The following is a 22,962-nucleotide window of genomic DNA, read 5'->3' as shown; positions in this document are numbered from 1 at the left end:
CCAGCAGACACATACAGGGAGAGTTAGACATGGCAGAAGTACTGGTGCTCGTCGAGCACGCAGAGGGTGCGCTGAAGAAGGTCAGCACCGAACTCATCACCGCCGCTCGCGCGCTCGGTGAGCCGGCCGCAGTGGTCACCGGTCCCGCCGGCACCGCCGACAAGCTGGCCGAGGGCCTCACCGCCGCGGGCGCGGCCAAGATCTACGTCGCCGAGTCGGACGACATCGACGGCTACCTCGTCACCCCGAAGGTCGACGTGCTCGCGTCGCTCGTCGAGTCGGCCGCGCCGGCTGCGGTCATCACCGCCGCCAGCGTCGAGGGCAAGGAGGTCTCCGGACGTCTTGCTGCCCGCATCGGCTCCGGCCTGCTCGTCGACGTCGTCGACGTGAAGTCCGACGGCAGTGCCGTGCACTCCATCTTCGGTGGCGCGTTCACCGTCGACGCCAAGGCCAACGGCGACGTCCCGGTCATCTCGGTCCGCCCGGGTGCCATCGAGGCGAAGCCCGAAGCGGGCGCAGGCGAGAAGGTCTCCGTCGAGGTCCCGGCCCAGGAAGAGGGCGCCGTCAAGATCACCTCGCGTGATCCGATCGTCGGTGGCGACCGCCCCGAGCTCACCGAGGCGACCGTCGTCGTCTCCGGTGGCCGCGGTGTCGGCAGCGCCGACAAGTTCACCGTCGTCGAGGAACTCGCCGACTCGCTGGGTGCCGCTGTCGGTGCCTCGCGTGCCGCGGTCGACTCGGGCTACTACCCGGGACAGTTCCAGGTCGGTCAGACCGGTAAGACGGTCTCCCCGCAGCTGTACATCGCGCTCGGCATCTCCGGTGCGATCCAGCACCGCGCCGGTATGCAGACGTCGAAGACCATCGTCGCCGTGAACAAGGACGAGGAAGCCCCGATCTTCGAGATCGCGGACTACGGCATCGTCGGCGACCTGTTCAACGTCGCTCCGCAGCTCACCGAGGCTGTCAAGGCCCACAAGGGCTGATTTTCGGCCGACGGCGGCCCCGTTCCCTTCCAGGGAGCGGGGCCGCCGTCGTATCTTCCGTCGTTCATCCGGGCTGCATCGACACGACACCCGGGCGATGCCCTCACGCCGCCCCTGCTCGGTAAACCTGCGCCATGACAACTTCGTCAGTTCTCCGCGCACCGAGTGAGACCGCCGATTCTGTTGTAACCGCGCCCCGATACTCCCTGGTCGTCTCGTCCGACCGTGAACACCGCGTTGCGGCCCAAAGGCTGCGCTACCGCGTGTTCGCCTCCGAACCCGGATTCTCCGTCCCCGCGCACGCGGACGCCCTCGACGCCGACCGGTTCGACGACTTCTGCGACCACCTCCTCGTCCGCCACGAGGCGACCGGCGAGTTCGTCGGCTGCTACCGCATGCTCCCGCCCGACGCCGCCGCCCAGGCCGGCGGCTATTACACCGCCACCGAATTCGACATCTCCGCTCTGGACCCCGTCGGCAACCGCATCGTCGAGATGGGCCGGGCGTGCGTCGACCCCGACCACCGCTCCGGTTCGGTGCTGAGCCTGATGTGGGCAGGCATCCTCCACTACCTGCAGCTCACCGGATACGAGTGGGTCATGGGATGTGTCTCCGTGCCGATGCGGGAGCATCCGGACGCGGTCGCCGGTTCCAACGTCCGCGGGGTGCGCGACCTGCTGCTCCGCAAGTACGGCAACGACCCGGCCGCGCGGGCCGCGCCCAGGAACCCGGTGCGCGTCGACGGGCGGTCGCTCGACGAGATCGCGCCGCCCGCCCGCCCGACCCTGCCGCCGCTGCTCCGGGGCTACCTGCGCCTCGGGGCCAAGGTGTGCGGTGAGCCCGCGCACGATCCGGAGTTCGGTGTGGCCGATTTCGTCGCCCTGCAGGGACTGCACGGCGCCAACGAGCGGTACCTCGAACGCCTGCGGTCGGCGTCGGCCACTCTCGAGGCGGGGGCACAGGCATGAGCACGGCCTTGTCCGAGCCGACCGAGGTGACCGTTCACTCGTGGATGCCGTCGAGTCCGTGCGGCGCGGGGTGTCTGCCCGCGGAGGCGAACGGGGTGTCGATGCCGACCGTGGTCGTTCGGTGGTGCCTCGTGGTGTCGGCCCTGGCGACCGCGCCGCTCCTGACCGCGGGATGGTTGCTGCCCCGGTCGTGGCGAACAGGTCTGCAGCGGCGGTACGCGGCGATCCTGTTGCGCTGCATGGGAATTCACCTCCTCGTCGTCGATCATCGCGGAAAGCGGCGCCACACCGGCGGGATCCTGGTGGTGGCCGGCCACGTGTCGTGGACCGACGTGCTGGTGCTCAGCGCGATCGCGCCGGCGAACTTCGTCGCCCGCGGGGATCTGCTGGACTGGCCGGTGCTGGGGTCGCTCGCGCGGCGGATGAGGGTGGTTCCGATCGAGCGGCAGAGCCTGCGGGCGCTCCCGGCGACCGTGGCAACGACGGCGGGCAGGCTGCGCGCCGGCGAACGAGTCGTGGCGTTCCCGGAGGGCACCACGTGGTGCGGACGGGCGTACGGCGGATTCCGGCCCGCACTGTTCCAGGCGGCGATCGACGCGGAATGCCCGGTTCAGCCGATTTCGCTGCGGTACACCGGCCGGGGCGGGGAGCTGACGACCGGGCCGTGTTTCGTGGGCGAGGAGACGATCGGTCAGTCGATCCGGCGCATCATCCGACAGAAGGGGGTCACCGCGGAGGTGCGGCTGGCGCCGATCGAGTATCCGGGGGAGTGCCGCCGCGATCTGGCTGCCCGGTGCGAGCGCGCCGCGCGGGGCGACGAACGGATCGATCTCGCAGCGCACGACATCCTCGATCCGCTGCAGGGTGTGGCCGGGACGGCGGCCGCGGGCATCGAGGCGGCGGAGCGTCTCGTCGCCTGAGCTATCCTGGTCACGTCATGACCTCTGCCCGCAGTGCCGATCACCCCGTCTACCTGGACCACGCAGCCACCACTCCCATGGTGCCCGCGGCCGTCCGGGCGATGACCGACATCTTCAGGACCGTGGGCAATGCGTCCTCGCTGCACGGTTCCGGGCGCGCCGCCCGCCGTCGCATCGAGGAGGCCCGCGAGTCCATCGCCGCCGACCTCGGTGCCAGGCCGTCCGAGGTCATCTTCACCTCCGGTGGCACCGAGAGCGACAACCTCGCCGTCAAGGGCATCTTCTGGGCCCGGCGCGACGCCGACCCCGGCCGGGTGCGGATTCTCGCCAGTTCCGTGGAGCACCATGCGGTTCTCGACGCGGTGGAGTGGCTCGAGAAGCACGAGGGTGCCCAGGTCACGTGGCTGCCCGTCGACGAACTGGGCCGGGTGTCCCCGCAGGCGCTGCGCGACGAACTCGCCGTCCACGCGGACGAGACGGCCCTGGTCACGATCATGTGGGCCAACAACGAGGTCGGCACGATCATGCCGATCACCGAACTCGCCGCCGTGGCGGCCGAGTTCGGTGTGCCGATGCACAGCGACGCCGTCCAGGCCGTCACGCACATCCCCGTGGACTTCGCTGCGAGCGGGCTGTCCGCGCTGAGCATCGCCGCGCACAAGGTCGGCGGACCGCAGGGCGTCGGTGCGCTGCTGCTCGGACGGCAGGTGCCGTGCGTGCCGCTGCTGCACGGCGGGGGCCACGAACGAGACCTGCGTTCGGGCACCCCGGACACGGCGGGTGTCGTCGGTATGGCGGCGGCGCTGCGCGACACGACCGCCGACCTCGACGCCCGCGCGACGGAACTGACCGTCCTGCGCGACCGCCTGATCGAGCGCGTCGGCGAGATCCTTCCCGACGCCGTGCTGAACGGGCCGGTGGGCAGCGCACGACTGCCGGGCAACGCCCACTTCACGTTCCCCGGCTGCGAGGGCGATTCACTGCTGATGCTGCTCGACGCCGCCGGGATCGAGTGTTCCACGGGCTCGGCGTGTACCGCCGGGGTCGCTCGTCCGAGCCACGTCCTGACCGCGATGGGCGTGGATTCCGCGACCGCGCGGGGATCGTTGCGCTTCTCGTTCGGGCACACGTCGACGGTGGCGGACGTGGATGCAGTCATCGCGGCACTGCCGCAAGTTGTGGAGCGGGCCCGCGCCGCCGGGCTCGCCGGTGTCGGAGCGCGTGGAGGGGATCGTTGATGCGAGTACTGGCGGCCATGAGTGGCGGCGTGGATTCTGCTGTGGCGGCGGCACGGGCGGTCGCAGCCGGACACGACGTGGTGGGCGTGCATCTCGCGCTGTCCGCCGAGCCGGGCACGCTGCGGACCGGATCCCGGGGCTGCTGCTCCAAGGAGGACGCCGGTGATGCCCGGCGTGCCGCGGACGTGCTCGGAATCCCGTTCTACGTCTGGGATTTCGCCGACCGCTTCAAGGAAGACGTGATCGACGACTTCGTGGCGTCGTATGCCGCGGGGGAGACCCCCAACCCGTGCCTGCGGTGCAACGAGAAGATCAAGTTCGCGGCGCTCGCGGACCGTGCGATCGCCCTCGGGTTCGACGCGGTGGCCACCGGCCATTACGCGCAACTCGAGAACGGCGTGCTGCGCCGTGCCGTCGACGCGGACAAGGATCAGTCGTACGTGCTCGGTGTGCTCACCGCCGAGCAGCTGTCGCGGGCGATGTTCCCGGTGGGTGACACTCCGAAGGACCGGATCCGGGAGGAGGCCGCCGAACGCGGCCTCGCCGTGGCGAACAAGCCCGACAGCCACGACATCTGCTTCATCCCGTCCGGCGACACCCGCGCATTCCTCGGCGCCCGCATCGGTGTCCGCCCGGGCAGTGTGGTCGACGCCGATTCGGGTGAGGTGCTCGCGGAACACGAAGGTGTGCACGGTTTCACGATCGGTCAGCGGAAGGGTCTCGGCGTCCAGGGTCCCGCAGCCGACGGGCAACCGCGGTACGTGACGTCGATCGAACCCGACACCGGCACCGTCCGTGTCGGTTCCGCACGCAACCTCGAGGTGCACGCGATCACGGCGGACCGCGCCGTGTGGACGTCCGGGAGCACGCCGGTCGGACCGGTCGAGTGCACCGTCCAGGTCCGGGCCCACGGCGGTCTCGCCGAGGCCGTCGCCGAAGCGGTCGACGGCGGCATCGCGATCTCCCTGCGGGAGCCGCTCACCGGTGTCGCGAAGGGGCAGGCCGTCGTCCTGTACCGGACCGATCCGGCAGGCGACATCGTGCTGGGCAGCGGAACCATCTCGGGTACCGACGCACGTCCGAACACGCAGTGACGCAGGATATCTCACTGGCCGGTGCCGTCACCGGCGTCGGCTCGTGGCCGGGTACCGATCCGCGTGAAGCCGCCACGATCGTTCTCGGCGAACTCGGCCGGCTCCCGCACCTGGTCGAGTTGCCCGCCCGCGGGCTCGGCGCCGACATGATCGGCCGCGCCAGCGCTCTGCTCGTGGATCTGCAGCTGGACGTGTCCACGACGGCTTACCGTGTGGTGCAGCGTCGCGGCTCGGTCGCCAAGCGGGCGACCGACCTCCTGAACCAGGATCTCGATGCGCTCGAGGAGGCGTGGGAGAGTGCGGGCCTCGTCGGCGCCGACCACGTGGTGAAGGTGCAGTCGGTGGGCCCACTCACGCTGGCGGCCGAGGTGGAACTCGGCACCGGCCGGCGCGTGCTCACCGACCCCGGTGCGGTGCGCGACTTCGCCGAATCGCTGGGCGAGGGGCTCGCGCGGCACGCCGCGGAGGTCACCCGACGTCTCGGCGCGCAGGTGTTGGTCCAGTTCGACGAGCCGCGTCTGCCCGCCGTGCTGGCGGGGACACTGTCCGGTCGCTCGCGGCTCGAGACCGTGCGGGCGATGCCGGAACCGGAGGCTCTCGCCGTGCTGGAGGCCGCCCTCGCCGGCTGCGGCGCGGTGACCATGGTGCATTGCTGCTCCGCGGATCTGCCCACCGACCTTCTGCGGCGCAGCAGTGCCCGCGCGGTGGGTCTGGACGTGTCACAGCTGGCGTCGACGGACCTGGACGGCATCGGCGAGTTGCTCGACGCGGGCAAGGAGCTCGCACTGGGCCTCGTCCCGACCACCGCTCCCACCGTGCCTGCCACGTGGCGCGACCTGGCTCGACCTGCGGTGACGCTGATCGACCGGCTCGGGTTCGCGCGCACGACGCTACGGACCCAGGTCGCCGTGACGCCCGCCTGCGGGCTCGCGGGCGCCGACGCGTCCTGGAGCCGGGACGCCCTGAAGTTGTGCGCCGAGGTGAGTAGCGCGTTCACCGACGACCCCGAATCACTCTGAGTCCGGCATTCGGTGTCGGCCGGACCGGTTAATCTTCGGTAGTGAGTGAATCGACCGAAGCCCCGACACCGGCCCCCGGACACGTCCGGGAGCATTGGAACGAGCTGGCCGAGGAAGTGCGGCAGCACCAGTTCCGCTATTACGTCCGCGACGCGCCCATCATCTCCGACGGCGAGTTCGACGTGCTGCTGGGCGAGCTGAACGACCTCGAAAACCAGTACCCCGATCTGCGGACGCCCGATTCGCCGACACAACTCGTCGGCGGCGGTTTCGCCACCGACTTCGCCTCCGCCGATCATCTCGAGCGGATGCTCAGCCTCGACAACGTCTTCGCCACCGACGAACTGCGCACCTGGATCAGCCGGGTGGAGCAGGAGACCGGGCCCGACCTGCACTATCTGTGCGAGGTGAAGATCGACGGGGTCGCGCTGAACCTGGTCTACGAGAACGGCCGACTCGTGCGGGCCGCCACCCGCGGCGACGGCCGGACCGGTGAAGAAGTGACGCTCAATGCGCGGACCATCGACGACATTCCGGAAAAGCTCACCGGCACAGACGAATACCCGGTCCCGGCACTCCTGGAGGTGCGCGGCGAGGTGTTCTTCCGGCTCGAGGACTTCGCCGCACTCAACGCGGCGCTCGTCGAGGAAGGCAAGGCGCCGTTCGCGAATCCCCGAAATTCCGCGGCTGGGTCGCTGCGGCAGAAGAATCCGGCCGTCACCGCCCGCAGGCGCCTCGGAATGATCTGCCACGGACTCGGCCGCAGCGAAGGATTCGAGCCGGTCTCCCAGTACGACGCGTACACGGCACTGGCGGCGTGGGGCCTGCCGGTGTCGACCCACACCGCCCGCGTCACGGGCGCGGACGCCGTCGTGGACAGGGTGCAGTACTGGGGCGAGCACCGGCACGACGTGGAGCACGAGATCGACGGTCTGGTGGTCAAGGTCGACGAGACGTCGCTGCAACGCCGGCTCGGGTCCACGTCCCGGGCGCCGCGCTGGGCGATCGCCTACAAGTACCCACCGGAAGAGGCCACCACCAAGCTCCTCGACATCCGGGTCAACGTCGGTCGCACCGGCCGGGTCACCCCGTTCGCCTACATGGAACCGGTCACGGTCGCCGGCTCCACCGTCTCACTCGCCACCCTGCACAACGGTTCCGAGGTCAAACGCAAGGGCGTGCTCATCGGCGACACGGTCGTGCTGCGCAAGGCCGGCGACGTCATTCCCGAGGTCCTCGGGCCCGTGGTCGACGCCCGGACGGGCGACGAGTACGAGTTCGTGATGCCCACCCACTGCCCGGAGTGCGACACACCGCTGGCCCCCGCCAAGGAGGGGGACGCGGACATTCGCTGCCCCAACCAGCAGTATTGCCCCGCGCAACTCCGGGAACGCGTGTTCCACGTCGCGGGCCGCGGCGCGTTCGACATCGAGGTCCTCGGCTACGAGGCCGCCACGAGCCTGCTCGAGGCCAAGGCGATCGGCGACGAGGGCGACCTGTTCTCGCTCACCGAGGACGATCTGCTCAAGACGTCGCTCTTCCGGACCAAGGCCGGCGGGCTGTCGGCCAACGGCCGCCGGCTGCTCGACAATCTCGATTCCGCCAAGGACAAGCCGCTGTGGCGGGTGCTGGTCGCGCTGTCCATTCGCCACGTCGGTCCCACGGCGGCGCGTGCGCTGGCCGGTGAGTTCGGGTCGCTCGCGCGGATCCGGGAGAGCTCCGTCGAGGAACTCGCGGCGGTGGACGGGGTCGGCGGCACCATCGCCGCGGCTGTCGCCGAGTGGTTCGGCGTCGACTGGCACCTGCAGATCGTGGAGAAGTGGTCGGCGGCCGGGGTTCGCATGGAAGACGAACGCGACGAATCGATTCCGCGCCACCTCGAGGGACTGTCGATCGTCGTCACGGGGTCTCTGGAGACGTTCTCGCGCGACCAGGCGAAGGAGGCGATCCTCGTCCGAGGTGGTAAGGCCGCGGGTTCGGTGTCGAAGAAGACGGCATTCGTGGTGGTCGGCGAATCGCCGGGCTCGAAGCACGACAAGGCCGTCGAACTCGGAGTGCCGGTCCTCGACGAGGACGGGTTCCGCCGACTGCTGGAGGGTGGTCCGGACGCGGTCGCGGATTCCGGGGTGTGATCGGAACCTCACGCTCGCATTTTGGGCGGCGTGAGCAGTCCTGTCATAGTTCTGGACATGATCGAGATTCGGAATGCGACGCCGGACGACTACGAGGCCGTCGGTGACCTCACGGTGATCGCCTACGTGGGCGGCGGATTCGTGGAGGCGCACGATCCGTACACGAACCGGTTGCGCGACACCGCCGAGCGGGCGGAGAAGGCGGATGTGCGGGTGGCCGTGAAGGAGGGCCAGATCGTGGGTTCTGTCACGATCGCGGATCCGGCCTCCCCGTACGCCGATGTCGCGCAGCCGGGTGAGCTCGAATTCCGGATGCTCGCCGTGACACCCGACGCCCGCGGTTCCGGGGTCGGGTCGGCGCTCGTGCGGCACGTCCTGGACACGGCGTACGACCGCGGGGACCGCGCGGTCGTGATGTCCACCCAGCCGGACATGGAAGATGCCCGCCGCATCTACGACCGCAACGGTTTCGTGCCTGTGCCCGAACGCAATTGGGCGCCCGTGCCGGGTGTCGAGCTGACCGTCCTGGTCCGCGAGCTCGTCTGAGGCGACCACCCCCGGACCTCCCGGCCCGGGACGGTGGTCAGCTCAGAACCGTCGCGATGATGCCGGCGAGGTAACCCAGCCGGGCGATCTCGGACGGACGGAACTCCGGGCCGCCGGGACGGCCGAGCATCAGCACACGGCCGGTGGTCCCGAGGGGAGCCGCCGCGAGTGTGGTGTTCATGTCGCGCCACACCTGCGGCACCCAGTCACCCTCGCCGTCGAGCGCGGTGGGCTTCTCCAGCGGCATCCACGGGATCTCGGTGGCATGGGTCTCGGGAGCTCCCGAGCTGCCGACCACACGGTATGCGCCGTGCGGGCCGAGGTCGGCGACCACGGACCAGCCGACCCGGAGCACGCGCGGCGCCCCGTCGACGAGGACCTGCAGTCGATCGTCCGCCGCGGTGGCGACCTGGTCGATGAGCTCGAGCTCGCGGTGGGTGTCGAGGATTCCGGCGTACGGCCGGATGGAGTCGACGGTGACGCCGGGCAGGTTCTCGGCGGCCGTGATGAGGGTGTCGGGGAGCGATCCCGGCTCGACATCGACCACGAGGTCGTCGATGGCGAATCCGGCACCCCGTTCCACCACGTCGAGCGACAGAATGTCAGCACCCACCGAGCCCAGGGCGACGGCGAGAGAGCCGAGGCTACCGGGACGGTCGGGGAGCTGGACGCGAAGCAGATACGACACGTGCGTCCCTTTCACCACGAGATAGACGCGGGAGTACCTGCGACCCCCGTCGCTCACCATCCTTGCACTTTCGTTCCCGAGTATGCGGTCCCCCCTGCGGCTTCGCCGGGGACGGGACGGGGACGTGCAGGTCGCGCTCGATTCGTGACACTGCCGATACGGATTCGCCTCGTCCGCGAAACACGACAGCCCAAACATGGGTGCATGAACATCACGGCAACGGGAGTGACGACGTCCGTCTCGCGGCGGGTGGCGGCGGGCCGGGAACAGGAATTCCTGCGCTGGACGGACGCCGGGATGGCAATGGCGGGCACGTTCCCGGGGTTCCTCGGCGGGGGATGGCTGCGCGCGGCGACCGACCCCGAGCAGTACCACGTGGTGTACCGGTTCGCGGACGAGGACACTCTCGACGCGTGGACGACGTCGCCCGCCAGGAAGGTGTGGGTGGGCAGGGGAACCGGTCTCGCGCAGGACACGGTCACGCACCGGCTGACCGGGGTGGAGGGCTGGTTCGAACCGCAGTCGACGCTCACGCACGCCGTTCGGGTCACGCCGCCACCGCCGCGGTGGAAGCAGGCGGTCACCATCTGGCTCGGTTTCTTCCCGATCTCACTTCTCATCGCGTTGTTCGTCACTCCTCGGCTCTCGGCCCTGGACGTGGTGACGCGCACCGTGGTGGCGTCGGTGGTCACGACTCCGGTGATGGTCTTCGTGGTTCTGCCGTTCCTGACGGGCAGGTTGCGGCGCTGGCTGCACGGCTGATCGGGCCACGCTCTAGGCTGGGACCCACTTGTGTACGTCCGAACCGAAAGGGGCCCCGCGGTGCCTGCCATCTCCCGTGACGAGGTCGCGCACCTCGCGCGGCTGTCTCGACTCGCCCTGACCGATGCCGAGCTCGACGAGTTCGCCGGTCAGCTGGACTCGATTCTCAGCCACGTGAAGGTGGTCACCGAGGTGCCCGCCGAGGATGTTCCGCCGATGGCGAACCCGAACGCGGTCACCAACGTGACCCGTCCCGACGTGATCGTTCCCGGCTTGACTCCCGAGCAGGCGCTGTCCGCCGCACCGGCTGTCGAGCAGGGTCGCTTCGCTGTCCCGCAGATCCTTGGAGAGGGCGAATGAGCGCCGAACTGACCACTCTCGACGCCGCAGATCTCGCGTCGAAGATCCACAGCCGTGAGGTGTCGTCCGTCGAGGTCACCCAGGCGCATCTCGACCGCATCGCCGCGGTCGACGGTGACCTGAACGCCTTCCTGCACGTGGCAGGCGAGCAGGCCCTCGTGTCGGCGAAGGAAGTGGACAGCAGCCTCGCCGCAGGCAATGCACCCGCCTCCCCGCTCGCGGGAGTTCCGTTGGCGCTCAAGGACATCTTCACCACCACCGACATGCCCACCACGTGCGCGTCGAAGATCCTCGAAGGTTGGATCGCACCGTACGACGCGACGCTCACGAAGAAACTGCGCGAGGCCGGCATCCCGATCCTGGGAAAGACCAACCTCGACGAGTTCGCGATGGGTTCGTCCACCGAGAACTCCGCCTACGGCCCCACCCGCAACCCGTGGGACACCACGCGCATCCCGGGCGGTTCGGGCGGCGGCAGTGCCGCGGCCCTCGCGTCCCGGCAGGCCCCGCTCGCGATCGGCACCGACACCGGCGGCTCGATCCGTCAGCCCGCCGCCGTCACGGCGACGGTCGGCACCAAGCCGACGTACGGCACGGTCTCCCGTTTCGGCCTCGTGGCCTGCGCGTCCTCGCTCGACCAGGGTGGTCCCTGCGGCCGCACGGTCCTCGACACGGCGCTGCTGCACGAGGTCATCGCCGGGCACGACCCGCGGGACTCCACGTCGATCGACGCGCCCGTGCGTCCCGTGGTGGCGGCTGCGCGTGAGGGTGCCGGTGGCAACCTGAAGGGCGTGAAGGTGGGTGTGGTCAAGGAACTGCATTCCGACAGCTACCAGCCCGGGGTCATCTCGTCTTTCGATGCCGCCGTCGCGCAACTCACGGAACTCGGTGCCGAGGTCGTCGAGGTGTCGTGCCCCAACTTCGAGTACGCGCTCGCGTCGTACTACTTGATCCTGCCGAGCGAGGTGTCGTCGAACCTCGCACGCTTCGACGCGATGCGGTACGGCCTGCGCATCGACGAGGGTGACATGAGCGCCGACCAGGTGATGGCCGCGACGCGCGCCGCCGGTTTCGGCCCGGAGGTCAAGCGCCGCATCATGATCGGTACCTACGCGCTGTCGTCCGGCTACTACGACGCCTACTACGGTCAGGCGCTCAAGGTGCGGACGCTCATCGCCAGGGACTTCGAGAAGGCGTACGAGAAGGTGGACGTCCTGGTGTCGCCCACCAGCCCGTTCACCCCGTGGAAGCTGGGCGAGAAGGTCGGCGACCCGCTCGCGATGTACCTCTCGGACCTGTGCACGCTGCCCACCAACCTGGCGGGGCACTGCGCGATGTCGGTTCCGTCGGGACTGTCCGCGGACGACGGACTGCCGGTGGGGCTGCAGATCATGGCACCCGCGCTGGCCGACGAGCGGCTGTACCGCGTCGGTGCCGCCTACGAGGCCGCACGCGGTCCGATCGGCTCGCCGAACTAGGAGCAGTCGGGCAGGGCGGTGCCCTGCTCACTGCCGTAGCGGTGTCCGTGGCCGGCTGCGAAGTTCAGCGCGGACACCAGGTCGACACTCGTCTGCAGGAACGTGATGCCCGGAATCCATTGGGGTACCGGCGCATCGCGTACTGCGAGCGAGAGGTCGGGTCGGTGCAGGACCAGGTCGGGGGACCACCACACCACCGGGTCGGATGTGTTCGCCAACACCGTCGCCCCGTCCGTCAGAACCGAGCCGGCGGGCGGGCCGGCCCACAGTGCGCCGCAGACTCGCTCGCGCAGTGGGTCGGCGTCGGTGAAAATTGCACTGCCGCCGACGGATCCGAGGCTCTGACCGTAGACGTACAGCGCCGGGCGCAGGAGGTCGGGGAGGTCGGCGATCCGCTCGGCGACGGCATCGAACAACGCGGCCGCCGATTCGTCTGCGGCGGAACGCCCGAACACGAACGTGATCCAGCTCGGCAGGTACGAGTACTGCATGCCGACGATGGCGACGTCGTCGGCGAAGCGTTCCTCGAATCCCTCGGCGGCGTTCTCGTCGATCCACCCCGAGCCGGTGGGCACCGTGACGACGATGGCGGACCGGGTGAATCCGCCGGCCCGCTCGAGTTCCGAAACTGCCAGTGCCGCACGCGATTCGACGTCCGGCGCCGAATCCATCCCCACATAGGTGCGGATGGCGGCCGACTGCTCGCCCGCCGCCACGAACCGTCGTCCCTGGCGCCCGAGCGACTCCCAGCTGATCGCGGAGTCCGGGCTGCCGGACAGTTCGGCGGACATCGGCCGGTGCAGGGACACGTCGACGAGCGCGTTGGAGTCGCTGTAGGAACGCGACATCATTCCCCACAATGCCGGTCCGGCGACCAGTTGCAGTGCGGTCGCGAGAACGACGGCGGTGGTGGCGCTGCCGATCCAGCCGAGACGGCGGGCGACCGTGCCGACGACGCTGCCGATGCCGGCGAACAGCAGGAACGTCAGCGCCGCCACGATGATCGCCTTCATCCAGTGGTCCGGCCCGATGCCCGGCATGGCCATGGCGGCGCGCAGCGAATCCTGCCAGTGGTCGGCGAGCACGATCGCCAAGGTCACGACGATCATGGCGCCGATCAGCACCAGCAGACGCACCGAGTCCCGCGGAGGGTGGTTGCTGCGCGAACGGGTGACGAGGTACCGCAGGCGGCGGGCGAGGACGACGAAACCGAAACCGATCGCGGCGAGGACGCCGGTGAACAGGGCCTGCGTCAGCGCACTCCGGGGGAGCAGTGAGGGAGCGAGAGAGGCGAGTGTGACGGCGGTGACGACGATCGTGGAGGAGGCGCGGGGGAGAGCGGAGACCGGGATCGTCGTGACCAGTGTGCGGCGCAGGGCATTCGGCTTCGTGCGCGAACGACTGTGCACCGTGCTCCGTCCGGGACCGGACAGAGCGGTGATGATCATGCGACGGCTCCGACCGGATGCGGGCGGCGGCGGATCGACCAGGCCCCGCCTGCGAGGAGCGCGGCCCCGACACCGCCGGCCAGTGCGTACGGGAGTCCGGATTCGGTGACCGGTGCCGAATAGGCCTGGCGCCAGCTGTTTCCGGTGACGAAGGTGGTCGCGACGTTCGCCATCACGAAGCACTGCGCCCGTGCCTGCTCGTCGGCGCGGGTGTCGCACGCCGCGTGCATGCGCTGATCCAGCTGCGCGTCGAGGCTCTGCCGCGCCCAGGGACCCAGGTCCTCGCCGGACCGTGACGCGTACCGCAGAAGGTCGTAGCCGAGGTCGTGGGCCTTGCACGACGTGTCGAACTCGAGGGGCAGCGGCACGGGGGACGAGCAGTCCCCGCCGGGATTGGCGAGCATCCCGTCGATCGGCACCGGCGTGTACCCCATCACTTCGGCGAAGTCCGCGGGAATGGAGTCCTCGGAGATCTCGGCCGGTGCGGTGAGGGTGTGCACCGCGGCGGAGGCGGCGGCGTTCTCGTGCCGGGGTGTGCTCGCCGCGCCGGTGCCTGCGAATCCTGTCGTGGTCAGTAGTGCGGTTGCGGCGCACGCCACCGCGGCCCAAGTCGTTCTCCGTGTCCCCGTCTTTCGCATGACGAGAACGTTATGAATTCGTGTTGCGCAGCCACATCACCCCGGAGACCGGTTCGATTCCTGGCTTCGTGGTGCGAGGGCGCCCCGATCTCATACTCCGGGGCTACGCCGACATGGGCCCGGGGTATGAGGACACTCCGTGACCAGGGTTTCTACTGTCGACAGTGTGAAGACGAAGACGCGCATCCGGAGAGCCGCCGAAGGTCAGTGGCTGAACGTGGTAATCGTCGTGGTCACGGCGATCCTGTTCGCCGTGGCGTGGCCGACGCTGCAGCTGACCCACCAGGTCAGTCCTCCCATCCAGCCGTTCGTGGCGGCGCTCGCGACGTTCCCGTTCCTGCTCATCCGGTCGAATCCGGCACTGGCCTGGGCCGTCTCCGCGATCTCGGCGCTGGTGATTCCGCGCGTCTTCGCACTGCAGGGCGGCTACGACTACCCGTGGCAGGTGGTCCACATCCTCGTGATGCTCGCCCTGCTGGCCGCCGTCAGCATGCGGGCCGCGATTCCGGTCGTCGGTGTGGCATGGATCTCCACCGTCCTGCTTTTCCTCGCCGACACCCCGGGCACCAACGGCCGCGGGTGGGCGGTGGGCCTGACCGCGATCGTCGTCTTCGGCCTGCTGATCCGGTGGCTGGTGCTCTCGCGCAGGCAACTCGCACAGCAGGAGGAGCTGAGCGAGCTCGAGCGCACTCGCCGGACGGTCCTCGAGGAGAAGGCGCGCATCGCCCGGGACCTGCACGACGTCGTCGCGCACCACATGTCGATGGTCGTGGTGCAGGCGCAGAGCGCGCCGTACCGCATCGCCGACATGTCCGACGAGACGCGGGCCGAGTTCGAATCGATCGGAGCCGCCGGCCGTGCCGCGCTGAACGAGGTGCGCGGACTGCTCGGAGTGCTGCGCAGCGACGGCCAGCTGGCCGAGCACGCGCCCCAGCCCGGGGTTCAGCAGATCAGCGAGCTGCTCGAGGGCAGCCGCAGGGCCGGCATTCCCGTCTCCTGGCACGTCGACGGCGACCCGACGCTCGTGTCGGAGTCGGTCGGGCTCGTGATGTACCGCATTCTGCAGGAATCCCTCGCCAACACGGCCCGCCACGCGGCGGGCGCCGCGGTGGAGGTGAAGATCGCGTACGAGTCGCCGATCGCGTCGGTGTCGATCGTGAACGGGCCGCCGAGGCGGAGTCTCGTCTCCGCACTGACCAGGCACGAGTCGACCGGTGGCAACGGCATCATCGGTATGCGTGAGCGTGCGCAGGCTGTCGGGGGCGTACTCACCACCCACTTGCACGACAACGGCGGATTCGAGGTCCACGCCGAGTTCCCGGTCGCCTCCGCCTAGGCTGGCTGGGTGGCCATCACCGTATTCATCGCCGACGACCAGGCTATGGTCCGGCAGGGCTTCGGAGCCCTGCTCGCCTCACAGCCCGACATCAGTGTCATCGGTGACGCTCCGGACGGGGCGGTGGCGGTGAGCGAGGTCCGGCGTCTGCGACCCGACGTGGTCCTGATGGACGTCCGTATGCCGGAGATGAACGGACTCGACGCGGCCCGCGTCATCCTGTCGGCCGGTTTCGATCCGCCGGTGCGCGTGCTCATGCTCACCACGTTCGACGTCGACGACTACGTGTACGAGGCGCTGAGCATCGGGGCCAGCGGCTTCATGCTCAAGGACGCGCCCGCGGAGGAACTCATCCGTGCGGTGCGGGTGGTCGCGGACGGCGAGGCACTGCTCGCGCCGACCGTCACCCGGCGTCTCATCGCCGACGTGACCAGCCGCCGCAGCACGGCGCGCCGTAAACCGGCCGCGTTGTCGGCGCTGACGCCCCGCGAACGCGAGGTACTCGAACTCATCGCCCGCGGCATGTCCAACACCGAGATCGCGGAGCGCCTGTTCGTCGCCGAGCAGACCGTCAAGACGCACGTCGGCAAGGTGCTGTCCAAGCTGGATCTGCGCGACCGCGCACAGGCAGTGGTCCTGGCGTACGAGAGCGGTCTCGTCACGCCGGGCTGAGGGAACCTGCCGGTCCGAGGTGCCTGAACACGGTTCGAGCGGCAAGATGGGTGATGAGAACCACCATCACCACACGAGACGACGAGGGGTGCTTGGATGCGGATCGGAATGCTCACCGGAGGCGGAGACTGCCCCGGACTGAATGCGGTGATCAGGGCGGTGGTTCGGACCGCCGCCGGCCGATACGGCAGCTCGGTGGTGGGATTCCGTGACGGCTGGCGCGGCCTGCTCGAGGATCGCAAGGTCGTGCTGTCCAACGACGACCGGATCGATCGCATCCTCACCCGGGGCGGCACCATCCTCGGCACCGCGCGGGTCAACCCCGACAAGTTGAAGGCCGGCCTCGACCAGATCCGGCAGACTCTCGACGACAACGGGATCGACGCGCTCATCCCGATCGGCGGGGAGGGCACGCTCACGGCCGCGAGCTGGCTCGCCGAGAGCGGGGTGCCCGTGATCGGGGTTCCGAAGACGATCGACAACGACATCGACTGCACCGACGTGACGTTCGGTTTCGATACCGCGCTGTCCATCGCGACCGATGCGATCGACCGGCTGCACACCACCGCCGAATCCCACCAGCGGGTGATGCTCGTCGAGGTGATGGGCCGGCATGCGGGCTGGATCGCGTTGCACTCGGGGCTCGCGACCGGTGCGCATCTCACTCTCGTTCCCGAGGTCCCGTTCGACGTCGGCGAAGTCTGCTCCCTCGTGAAGAAGCGTTTCCAGCGCGGCGATTCGCATTTCATCTGCGTCGTCGCCGAAGGCGCCACTCCGACTCCGGAGTCGATGAGTCTGCGGGAGGGCGGTATCGACGAGTTCGGTCACAAACGTTTCACCGGTGTCGCGCAGCAGCTCGGCGACGAGATCGTCCGCCGCATCGGCAAGGAGGTGCGGACGACGGTGCTCGGGCACGTGCAGCGGGGCGGCACCCCGACGCCGTACGACCGGGTGCTCGCCACCCGCTTCGGGGTGCACGCCACCGATGCCGTCCACCGCGGCGACTTCGGCAACATGGTGGCTCTGCACGGCACGTCGATCGACCTCGTGCCCCTCGAGGAGGCGACCCGGCGCCTCAAGACGGTGCCGCGGGAACGGTACGAGGAGGCGGCCGCATTTTTCGGCTGACCGCGTTTTCCGGCGAACCACCGGACGCATAAACTCTGTGGCATGACTGCTGTCGACGCTCCGGACCTCCTCGACTACGACGAAGTGCTCGCCAAGTACGAGCCTGTTCTCGGCATGGAGGTGCACGTAGAGCTCGGCACCGAAACGAAGATGTTCTGCCCGTGCCCCACCGAGTTCGGCGCCGAGCCGAACACGCAGGTGTGCCCGGTGTGCCTCGGTCTGCCCGGGTCGCTGCCCGTGGTGAACGAGGCGGCGGTCGAGTCCGCGATCCGGATCGGACTCGCACTGAACTGTTCGATCACACCCTGGGGCAGGTTCGCGCGGAAGAACTACTTCTACCCGGATCAGCCGAAGAACTACCAGATCTCCCAATACGACGAGCCGATCGCCACCGACGGCTACCTCGACGTCGTCCTCGACGACGGCACCACGTGGCGCGTGGAGATCGAGCGCGCGCACATGGAAGAGGACACCGGAAAGTCGCTGCACGTCGGCGGTGCGACCGGGCGCATCCACGGCGCCAGCCACTCGCTGCTCGACTACAACCGCGCCGGGGTCCCGCTCGTCGAGATCGTCACCAAGACCATCAGCGGCGCCGGTGCCCGCGCTCCCGAGGTGGCCCGCGCGTACGTCACTGCGCTCCGCGACCTGCTGAAGTCGCTGGACGTCTCCGACGTCCGCATGGACCAGGGTTCGATGCGCTGCGACGCCAACGTGTCGCTGATGCCGATCGGGGCGACCGAACTCGGCACCCGTACCGAGACGAAGAACGTCAACTCCCTCAAGAGTGTCGAGGTGGCGGTCCGGTACGAGATGCGCCGGCAGGCCGCGGTGCTGGAGGCCGGCGGTGAGGTGATCCAGGAGACCCGGCACTTCCAGGAGGCCGACGGGACCACGTCACCGGGCCGCCGCAAGGAAACCGCCGAGGACTACCGCTACTTCCCGGAGCCCGATCTCGAGCCGGTCGCGCCCAGCGCGGAATGGATCGAGGAGCTGCGTGGCACCCTGCCCGAGCTGCCGTGGGTCCGCCGCGCCCGGATCCAGGCCGACTGGGGTGTGTCCGACGAGGTCATGCGCGACCTCGTCAACGCGGGCGCCCTCGACCTCGTCATCGCCACCGTCGAGGCCGGCGCCTCCCCGGAGGCCGCACGGTCCTGGTGGGTGTCGTACCTGGCGCAGCAGGCGAACACCCGCGGGGTGGAACTCGCCGAGCTGCCGATCACGCCGGCTCAGGTCGCGCAGGTGGTCGCGCTGATCGACAGCGGGAAGCTCAACAACAAGGTGGCCCGCCAGGTGGTCGACCACGTGCTCGAGGGGGAGGGCGACCCCGAGCAGGTCGTCGCGAACCACCCCGAGCTGGTCGTCGAACGCGACGACACGAAGCTGAAGGCGGCCGTCGACGAGGCTCTGGCCGCGAACCCCGACATCGCCGAGAAGATTCGCGGCGGCAAGGTCGCGGCCGCGGGCAAGATCGTCGGCGACGTGATGAAGGCCACGCGTGGTCAGGCCGACCCGGCCCGCGTCAAGGAACTGGTCATCGAGGCCTGCGGCTGAACCCCTTCTGCACCAACGGGACGCTCGTTCGGATCAACCGAACGAGCGTCCCGTTCGTTTCGACGGGGGGCCGTCAGTCGAATCCGCCGCCACCGGACGGCAGGGGCATCTTGATCACGCGGTCGTCGTTGGGTCCGGGCTGACCGCCGGTCTTGTTGACGGTGCTCACCCAGATGAGACCGTCGGGTCCGAGCGCGGCGCCGCCGAGTTGGCCGTACCGGTCCTGGACGATGACACCGGGGGCGGTGGTGACGGCTCCCGTGCCGGGGTCGGCAGCGAGTGCGGACATCGCCTTCGCGGTGCTCAGTGACACCGCCACGACGTCACCGGCGGCGACGCAGCCGCCGACGCCGGGCCGCTCCGGCCACGTCCATACCGGCGACGACACGGCTCCGTCGGCGCTGACCCGCAGCAGCCGATCCTCCAGGGGGGTGCGATCGGTGACCCACACGGCCACACCCGGGTCGACGCACACGCCACCGGCGGTCCCGATGCCCGACAGCACCACCTGAGGGCGCGGCTGCGCCGGTGTCGGTGCGGGTGACAGGGCGGTGACCTTCAGCAGTTTCCCGGCGAGGGACGCCGGATCGGCGGCCGCGGCGGCGTTGCCCGCGTTGCCGGTCAGGACCATCAGTTCGTCGCCCGAGAATTCGAGCGAACCCGCATTTCCCGCGCCGCCGCGCGGGATCCCGCCGAGAACCTCCTTGGCGGAGTCTCCCGGTGCGATCCGCACCACCCGGTTGTCGGTCGGGGTGGTGACGTAGGCGTAGATGAGGTTGTCCTCGACGAAACTCGGCGACAGCGCGATGTCGAGGAGTCCGCCGTCCGTGCTGCCGTCGACGTCGACGTGCGCGATCTCCTTGGGGGTCTGCCCCTGGGCGACCTGCAGGATGCGTCCGGTCCGGCGCTCGGCGACGAGGGCGGTGGCCCCGTCGGGGAGGACGACGAGTCCGCCGGTGGTGTCGAGGCAGGTGGCGATCACGCTGGGGTCCGGATCCTGGCACGGTCCCAGCGGACCGCTCGGCGGCGGGGTGGTCGTCGTGGACGGCGGCGGGTTCTCCGGTTCCACCTCGGCGCCCGAGGCACCGGTCGGCTCGGGTGTGAAGGGGGAGGACGTGGAGTCGTCGAATTTCGCGCATCCGGCGGCGAGGACCGCCGTCACGCACAGTGCGGACATCGCCATCTTGCGGGACGCCGTGCGGCGCCGCCCACCCACCATCATGATGGAGACGTTACGGAAGAGTGCGAGGTCGCCGCCACGCCGGTTCCGCCTACCAGCGATGTCCGGCCGGTCGACCTAGGCTTGACGGTGTGACTGACATGCGGAAAGACCCCAGCGAGTCGTCGGACCAGGGTGCTGCCGACCAGAGCGCCTCACCCGGCTACGGCAAGGTCTCGAGCCCTTACGACCTTCCCACCGAGCGCTTTCCGTCGGCCACGCCGACATCCGGTTCCGCGGGGCAGCGTCTGCCGCACACCGACGACGAACTCGACTACGGCGATGCGCGCGGCGGGGGACTCCCCACCGAGCAGATCCCCGCGTACCGGCAGTCGGGGGCGTCCGACATGTCGGACCAGCCGACCCAGGTGATCGGCGCGGGTTCCGGCGCGTCCCTCGGGGCGACAGCGGGCGATCCGTCGACCGACCGGATCGGCGAGGGCGACGTGAAGATCGGCCGCGGCACCCTGGACCTCGGACTGCTGGCCCTGCGACTCGCGGTCGGCGGAACGGCACTCGTGCACGGTCTGCAGAAGCTGACGGGGATGTGGAACGGTCCGGGACTCGACGGGTTCGAAGAGGTACTCGTGAACTCGGGGTTCCAGCAAGCGAAACTGCTCGCGATTCTGGGTGCCATCGGTGAGGTCGCGGGCGGTGCACTGCTCATCCTCGGTCTCGTCACCCCGCTCGCCGCGGCCTCGGTGCTGGCCGTGATGATCAATGCGTGGGCGTTCCGGCAGATCGCGGAACCGGGGCTCGAGTACTTCGCGCCCGCGGGCACCGAGTACGAGACGCTGCTGGGTGTGTGCGCCGGCGTGATCATTCTCACCGGGCCGGGACGCATCTCGCTCGACGGCCGCCGGGGCTGGGCGACGCGCCCGTTCATCGGGTCGTTCGCGGCGCTGATCCTGGGCGTCGCCGCCGGTGTCTGCGTGTGGATCTTCCTGAACGGTGCCAACCCGCTCATCTGAGCGTCTCGTGCATACACGACTGCGCCGCACCCCCGGATCGGGAGTGCGGCGCAGTCGTTTTCGTTCGAGATCAGCGTTGGACGAGTTCCGGGATGTTCTCCTCCTCGGGCGGGCCGGCCTGGGCGGCGAGCTTCTGTCCGAGGACCGACTTGCGCCGGCCGTAGGCGAGGTAGACGACGACGCCGAGGGCCATCCAGACGAGGAACCGGATCCAGGTCTCGACCGACAGGTTCAGCATCAGCCATCCGCAGGCCAGGACGGCGAGGATGGGGACGAGCGGGACCAGCGGAACGCGGAATCCGCGGGGCAGGTCGGGACGCGTACGGCGGAGGATGATGACGCCGATGCAGACGAGGACGAACGCGAAGAGGGTGCCGATGTTCACCATCTCCTCGAGCGTGCCCATCGGGAAGAAGGCGGCGAGGAGCGCGACCACGGCGCCGACGAACAGGGTGATGCGGACCGGGCTGCCGTTCTTGCCGGTCTTGGCGAGACCGCGGGGCACGAGTCCGTCGCGGGACATGGCGAACAGGACGCGGGTCTGGCCGAGCATCATCACCATCACGACGGTGGTGAGGCCCGCGAGCCCGCCGAAGTTGATCGCGGTCTGGGCCCAGGTGATGCCGTGTGCCTCGAAGGCGGTCGCGAGGGTGGCGCTGCTGTCGCCGACGAGCGGGCTACCGGTCTTGAGGTCGGTGTACTTCACCATGCCGGTGAGCACGAGGGTGACGGCGACGTAGAGCACGGTGACGATGGCGAGCGAGCCGAGAATACCGCGGGGGAGCGCCTTCTGCGGGTTCTTGGTCTCTTCGGCGGTGGTGGCGACGACGTCGAATCCGATGAAGGCGAAGAAGACGAGGCTCGCGGCGGCGAGGAGGCCGTACCAGCCGTAGCTGCTGCCGTCCGCTCCGGAGAGGAAGGAGAAGAGGGTCTGGTGCACACCCTGCGCGGCGCTCTCGTTGCTCTCGGCGGGCGGAATGTACGGGGCGTAGTTCTCCTTCTTGATGTAGAAGACGCCGACGGCGATGACGAGGAGGACGACGGCGATCTTGATGGCCGTGATGACGGCGGACACGCGCGAGGACACCTTGGTCCCGATGGCGAGCACGATCGTGATGCCGCCGACGATGATCAGCGAGCCCCAGTCGAAGTCGATGGGACCGAGATGGGCTGTGGTGGATCCGCTGAACCCGAGGACGTTACCCAGATACAGCGACCAGCCCTTGGAGACGACGGCCGCCGCGAGGGCGAATTCGAGGATGAGGTCCCAGCCGATGATCCAGGCGACGAACTCGCCGAAGGTGGCGTAGGAGAACGTGTACGCACTGCCCGCGACGGGGACGGTGGATGCGAATTCGGCGTAGCAGAGGGCGGCCAGGCCGCACGCGATGGCGGCGAGGACGAAGGCGAGCGAGATGGACGGCCCGGCGACGTTGCCTGCAGTCCGGGCGGTGAGCGTGAAGATGCCGGCGCCGATCACGACGGCGACACCGAAGACGGTGAGGTCCTTCGCGGTGAGTTCCCTCCGCAGCCGGGTGTCGGGTTCGTCGGTGTCCGCTATCGATTGCTCAACGGATTTCGTTCGCCAAATGCCGACTCCTGGCATGTGTCGCTCCTTGGTTGTATTCCCGATGGCCTCGTGGGCCGGAGATGTTCCGGTGGTGCTGCCGATTGTGATGTAGGTCTCAACGGCCAACTGAGGGAACCACTACTGAGCGCCGTGTGCAAGAAGCCCGGGCTCAACTGATCAATTCGATCAGTAGAACCTGTTCTCGGGTGTCGCCGTCTGAGCGAGTTGATCACCC

The 22,962-nt window shown here is 69.2% G+C and carries 21 protein-coding genes; 16 read left to right on the top strand and 5 right to left on the bottom strand.

The window, feature by feature from the left end:
- The first annotated feature begins 29 nt into the window (after window positions 1-29).
- From QM841_RS30365 to QM841_RS30330, 8 genes are all read left to right on the top strand, one after another.
- A complete protein-coding gene (locus tag QM841_RS30365; RefSeq protein ID WP_280781711.1) occupies window positions 30-986 on the top strand; it encodes an electron transfer flavoprotein subunit alpha/FixB family protein in 957 nt (318 codons plus the stop codon).
- A gap of 134 nt (window positions 987-1,120) precedes the next feature.
- On the top strand, window positions 1,121-1,954 hold the full coding sequence (locus QM841_RS30360) for a GNAT family N-acetyltransferase (protein WP_283334832.1): 834 nt from the start codon (window positions 1,121-1,123) through the stop codon (window positions 1,952-1,954).
- Window positions 1,951-2,874, top strand: a complete 924-nt coding sequence (locus tag QM841_RS30355; RefSeq protein WP_283334831.1) for a lysophospholipid acyltransferase family protein — start codon at window positions 1,951-1,953, stop codon at window positions 2,872-2,874. The genes QM841_RS30360 and QM841_RS30355 overlap by 4 nt, the downstream gene beginning before the upstream one ends.
- Window positions 2,875-2,891: 17 nt before the next feature.
- Entirely contained in the window at window positions 2,892-4,112 is a 1,221-nt protein-coding gene (locus QM841_RS30350) for a cysteine desulfurase family protein (protein ID WP_283334830.1), read from the top strand.
- Complete coding sequence (mnmA, locus tag QM841_RS30345; RefSeq protein ID WP_016883114.1) at window positions 4,112-5,206, top strand: tRNA 2-thiouridine(34) synthase MnmA; 1,095 nt, start codon at window positions 4,112-4,114, stop codon at window positions 5,204-5,206. The genes QM841_RS30350 and mnmA overlap by 1 nt, the downstream gene beginning before the upstream one ends.
- Window positions 5,203-6,225 (top strand): methionine synthase, encoded by a 1,023-nt coding sequence (locus QM841_RS30340; RefSeq protein ID WP_280781715.1) that lies wholly within the window; start codon window positions 5,203-5,205, stop codon window positions 6,223-6,225. The genes mnmA and QM841_RS30340 overlap by 4 nt, the downstream gene beginning before the upstream one ends.
- Before the next feature lie 41 nt (window positions 6,226-6,266).
- Complete coding sequence (ligA, locus tag QM841_RS30335; protein ID WP_283334829.1) at window positions 6,267-8,357, top strand: NAD-dependent DNA ligase LigA; 2,091 nt, start codon at window positions 6,267-6,269, stop codon at window positions 8,355-8,357.
- Between the two features lie 57 nt (window positions 8,358-8,414).
- On the top strand, window positions 8,415-8,903 hold the full coding sequence (locus tag QM841_RS30330) for a GNAT family N-acetyltransferase (RefSeq protein ID WP_011598364.1): 489 nt from the start codon (window positions 8,415-8,417) through the stop codon (window positions 8,901-8,903).
- A 37-nt stretch (window positions 8,904-8,940) separates the two neighbouring features.
- Here QM841_RS30330 and QM841_RS30325 read toward each other — a convergent pair whose 3' ends face one another.
- Window positions 8,941-9,591 (bottom strand): ACT domain-containing protein, encoded by a 651-nt coding sequence (locus QM841_RS30325; RefSeq protein ID WP_025432327.1) that lies wholly within the window; start codon window positions 9,589-9,591, stop codon window positions 8,941-8,943.
- A 204-nt stretch (window positions 9,592-9,795) separates the two neighbouring features.
- On the opposite strand from QM841_RS30325, the gene QM841_RS30320 reads away from it, so the two are divergent.
- Genes QM841_RS30320 through gatA form a run of 3 tightly spaced genes read left to right on the top strand, consistent with a single transcriptional unit; the run spans window position 9,796 to window position 12,191 of the window.
- Window positions 9,796-10,353 (top strand): antibiotic biosynthesis monooxygenase, encoded by a 558-nt coding sequence (locus QM841_RS30320; protein WP_112299403.1) that lies wholly within the window; start codon window positions 9,796-9,798, stop codon window positions 10,351-10,353.
- A gap of 60 nt (window positions 10,354-10,413) precedes the next feature.
- Window positions 10,414-10,713, top strand: a complete 300-nt coding sequence (gene gatC, locus QM841_RS30315; RefSeq protein ID WP_283334828.1) for an Asp-tRNA(Asn)/Glu-tRNA(Gln) amidotransferase subunit GatC — start codon at window positions 10,414-10,416, stop codon at window positions 10,711-10,713.
- The gene (gene gatA / locus QM841_RS30310) at window positions 10,710-12,191 is read left to right on the top strand and encodes an Asp-tRNA(Asn)/Glu-tRNA(Gln) amidotransferase subunit GatA (protein ID WP_105413070.1); all 1,482 of its coding nucleotides are present in this window, start codon (window positions 10,710-10,712) and stop codon (window positions 12,189-12,191) included. The genes gatC and gatA overlap by 4 nt, the downstream gene beginning before the upstream one ends.
- Here gatA and QM841_RS30305 read toward each other — a convergent pair.
- Together QM841_RS30305 and QM841_RS30300 are read right to left on the bottom strand one after the other, a co-directional pair.
- A complete protein-coding gene (locus tag QM841_RS30305; protein ID WP_283334827.1) occupies window positions 12,188-13,639 on the bottom strand; it encodes an alpha/beta-hydrolase family protein in 1,452 nt (483 codons plus the stop codon). The two genes, gatA and QM841_RS30305, sit on opposite strands and share 4 nt — an antisense overlap.
- Window positions 13,636-14,277, bottom strand: coding sequence for a hypothetical protein (locus tag QM841_RS30300; RefSeq protein WP_283334826.1), 642 nt, complete (start codon window positions 14,275-14,277; stop codon window positions 13,636-13,638). Before QM841_RS30300 ends, QM841_RS30305 begins: the two co-directional genes overlap by 4 nt.
- Before the next feature lie 139 nt (window positions 14,278-14,416).
- Between QM841_RS30300 and QM841_RS30295 the strand changes: the two genes are divergently transcribed.
- The 4 genes from QM841_RS30295 to gatB all read left to right on the top strand — a co-directional run bounded on the left by QM841_RS30295 (window position 14,417) and on the right by gatB (window position 18,967).
- Complete coding sequence (locus QM841_RS30295; protein ID WP_283334825.1) at window positions 14,417-15,613, top strand: sensor histidine kinase; 1,197 nt, start codon at window positions 14,417-14,419, stop codon at window positions 15,611-15,613.
- A gap of 9 nt (window positions 15,614-15,622) precedes the next feature.
- Window positions 15,623-16,285: a response regulator gene (locus tag QM841_RS30290; RefSeq protein WP_005240363.1), complete on the top strand. Its 663-nt coding sequence runs from the start codon at window positions 15,623-15,625 to the stop codon at window positions 16,283-16,285.
- A gap of 96 nt (window positions 16,286-16,381) precedes the next feature.
- A complete protein-coding gene (locus QM841_RS30285; protein WP_009479670.1) occupies window positions 16,382-17,413 on the top strand; it encodes an ATP-dependent 6-phosphofructokinase in 1,032 nt (343 codons plus the stop codon).
- A gap of 42 nt (window positions 17,414-17,455) precedes the next feature.
- Complete coding sequence (gene gatB, locus QM841_RS30280; protein ID WP_283334824.1) at window positions 17,456-18,967, top strand: Asp-tRNA(Asn)/Glu-tRNA(Gln) amidotransferase subunit GatB; 1,512 nt, start codon at window positions 17,456-17,458, stop codon at window positions 18,965-18,967.
- A gap of 73 nt (window positions 18,968-19,040) precedes the next feature.
- Here the strand turns inward: gatB and QM841_RS30275 are convergent, their stop codons facing one another.
- Entirely contained in the window at window positions 19,041-20,189 is a 1,149-nt protein-coding gene (locus tag QM841_RS30275) for a PQQ-dependent sugar dehydrogenase (RefSeq protein WP_283334823.1), read from the bottom strand.
- A gap of 98 nt (window positions 20,190-20,287) precedes the next feature.
- Between QM841_RS30275 and QM841_RS30270 the strand changes: the two genes are divergently transcribed.
- Window positions 20,288-21,157, top strand: a complete 870-nt coding sequence (locus tag QM841_RS30270) for a DoxX family protein (protein WP_280781776.1) — start codon at window positions 20,288-20,290, stop codon at window positions 21,155-21,157.
- A 70-nt stretch (window positions 21,158-21,227) separates the two neighbouring features.
- Here the strand turns inward: QM841_RS30270 and QM841_RS30265 are convergent, their stop codons facing one another.
- Window positions 21,228-22,763 carry an amino acid permease gene (locus QM841_RS30265; protein ID WP_005240375.1) on the bottom strand — a complete coding sequence of 512 codons (1,536 nt, stop codon included), beginning with the start codon at window positions 22,761-22,763 and terminating at the stop codon, window positions 21,228-21,230.
- Between the last annotated feature and the right edge of the window lie 199 nt (window positions 22,764-22,962).

Origin of the sequence: Rhodococcus sp. IEGM 1307 (assembly GCF_030056915.1) — a bacterium.
GTDB lineage: Bacteria > Actinomycetota > Actinomycetes > Mycobacteriales > Mycobacteriaceae > Rhodococcus_F > Rhodococcus_F opacus_D.
This window is presented reverse-complemented; position numbering and strand designations above follow the sequence as displayed.

What these genes read in the sequence shown, in the direction of transcription:
- QM841_RS30365 (WP_280781711.1), top strand. Translation starts at nt 30, where the DNA reads ATGGCAGAAGTACTGGTGCTCGTCGAGCACGCAGAGGGTGCGCTGAAG.
- QM841_RS30360 (WP_283334832.1), top strand. Translation starts at nt 1,121, where the DNA reads ATGACAACTTCGTCAGTTCTCCGCGCACCGAGTGAGACCGCCGATTCT.
- QM841_RS30355 (WP_283334831.1), top strand. Translation starts at nt 1,951, where the DNA reads ATGAGCACGGCCTTGTCCGAGCCGACCGAGGTGACCGTTCACTCGTGG.
- QM841_RS30350 (WP_283334830.1), top strand. Translation starts at nt 2,892, where the DNA reads ATGACCTCTGCCCGCAGTGCCGATCACCCCGTCTACCTGGACCACGCA.
- mnmA (WP_016883114.1), top strand. Translation starts at nt 4,112, where the DNA reads ATGCGAGTACTGGCGGCCATGAGTGGCGGCGTGGATTCTGCTGTGGCG.
- QM841_RS30330 (WP_011598364.1), top strand. Translation starts at nt 8,415, where the DNA reads ATGATCGAGATTCGGAATGCGACGCCGGACGACTACGAGGCCGTCGGT.
- QM841_RS30320 (WP_112299403.1), top strand. Translation starts at nt 9,796, where the DNA reads ATGAACATCACGGCAACGGGAGTGACGACGTCCGTCTCGCGGCGGGTG.
- gatA (WP_105413070.1), top strand. Translation starts at nt 10,710, where the DNA reads ATGAGCGCCGAACTGACCACTCTCGACGCCGCAGATCTCGCGTCGAAG.
- QM841_RS30305 (WP_283334827.1), bottom strand. Translation starts at nt 13,639, where the DNA reads ATGATCATCACCGCTCTGTCCGGTCCCGGACGGAGCACGGTGCACAGT.
- QM841_RS30300 (WP_283334826.1), bottom strand. Translation starts at nt 14,277, where the DNA reads ATGCGAAAGACGGGGACACGGAGAACGACTTGGGCCGCGGTGGCGTGC.
- QM841_RS30285 (WP_009479670.1), top strand. Translation starts at nt 16,382, where the DNA reads ATGCGGATCGGAATGCTCACCGGAGGCGGAGACTGCCCCGGACTGAAT.
- gatB (WP_283334824.1), top strand. Translation starts at nt 17,456, where the DNA reads ATGACTGCTGTCGACGCTCCGGACCTCCTCGACTACGACGAAGTGCTC.
- QM841_RS30275 (WP_283334823.1), bottom strand. Translation starts at nt 20,189, where the DNA reads ATGATGGTGGGTGGGCGGCGCCGCACGGCGTCCCGCAAGATGGCGATG.
- QM841_RS30270 (WP_280781776.1), top strand. Translation starts at nt 20,288, where the DNA reads ATGCGGAAAGACCCCAGCGAGTCGTCGGACCAGGGTGCTGCCGACCAG.
- QM841_RS30265 (WP_005240375.1), bottom strand. Translation starts at nt 22,763, where the DNA reads ATGCCAGGAGTCGGCATTTGGCGAACGAAATCCGTTGAGCAATCGATA.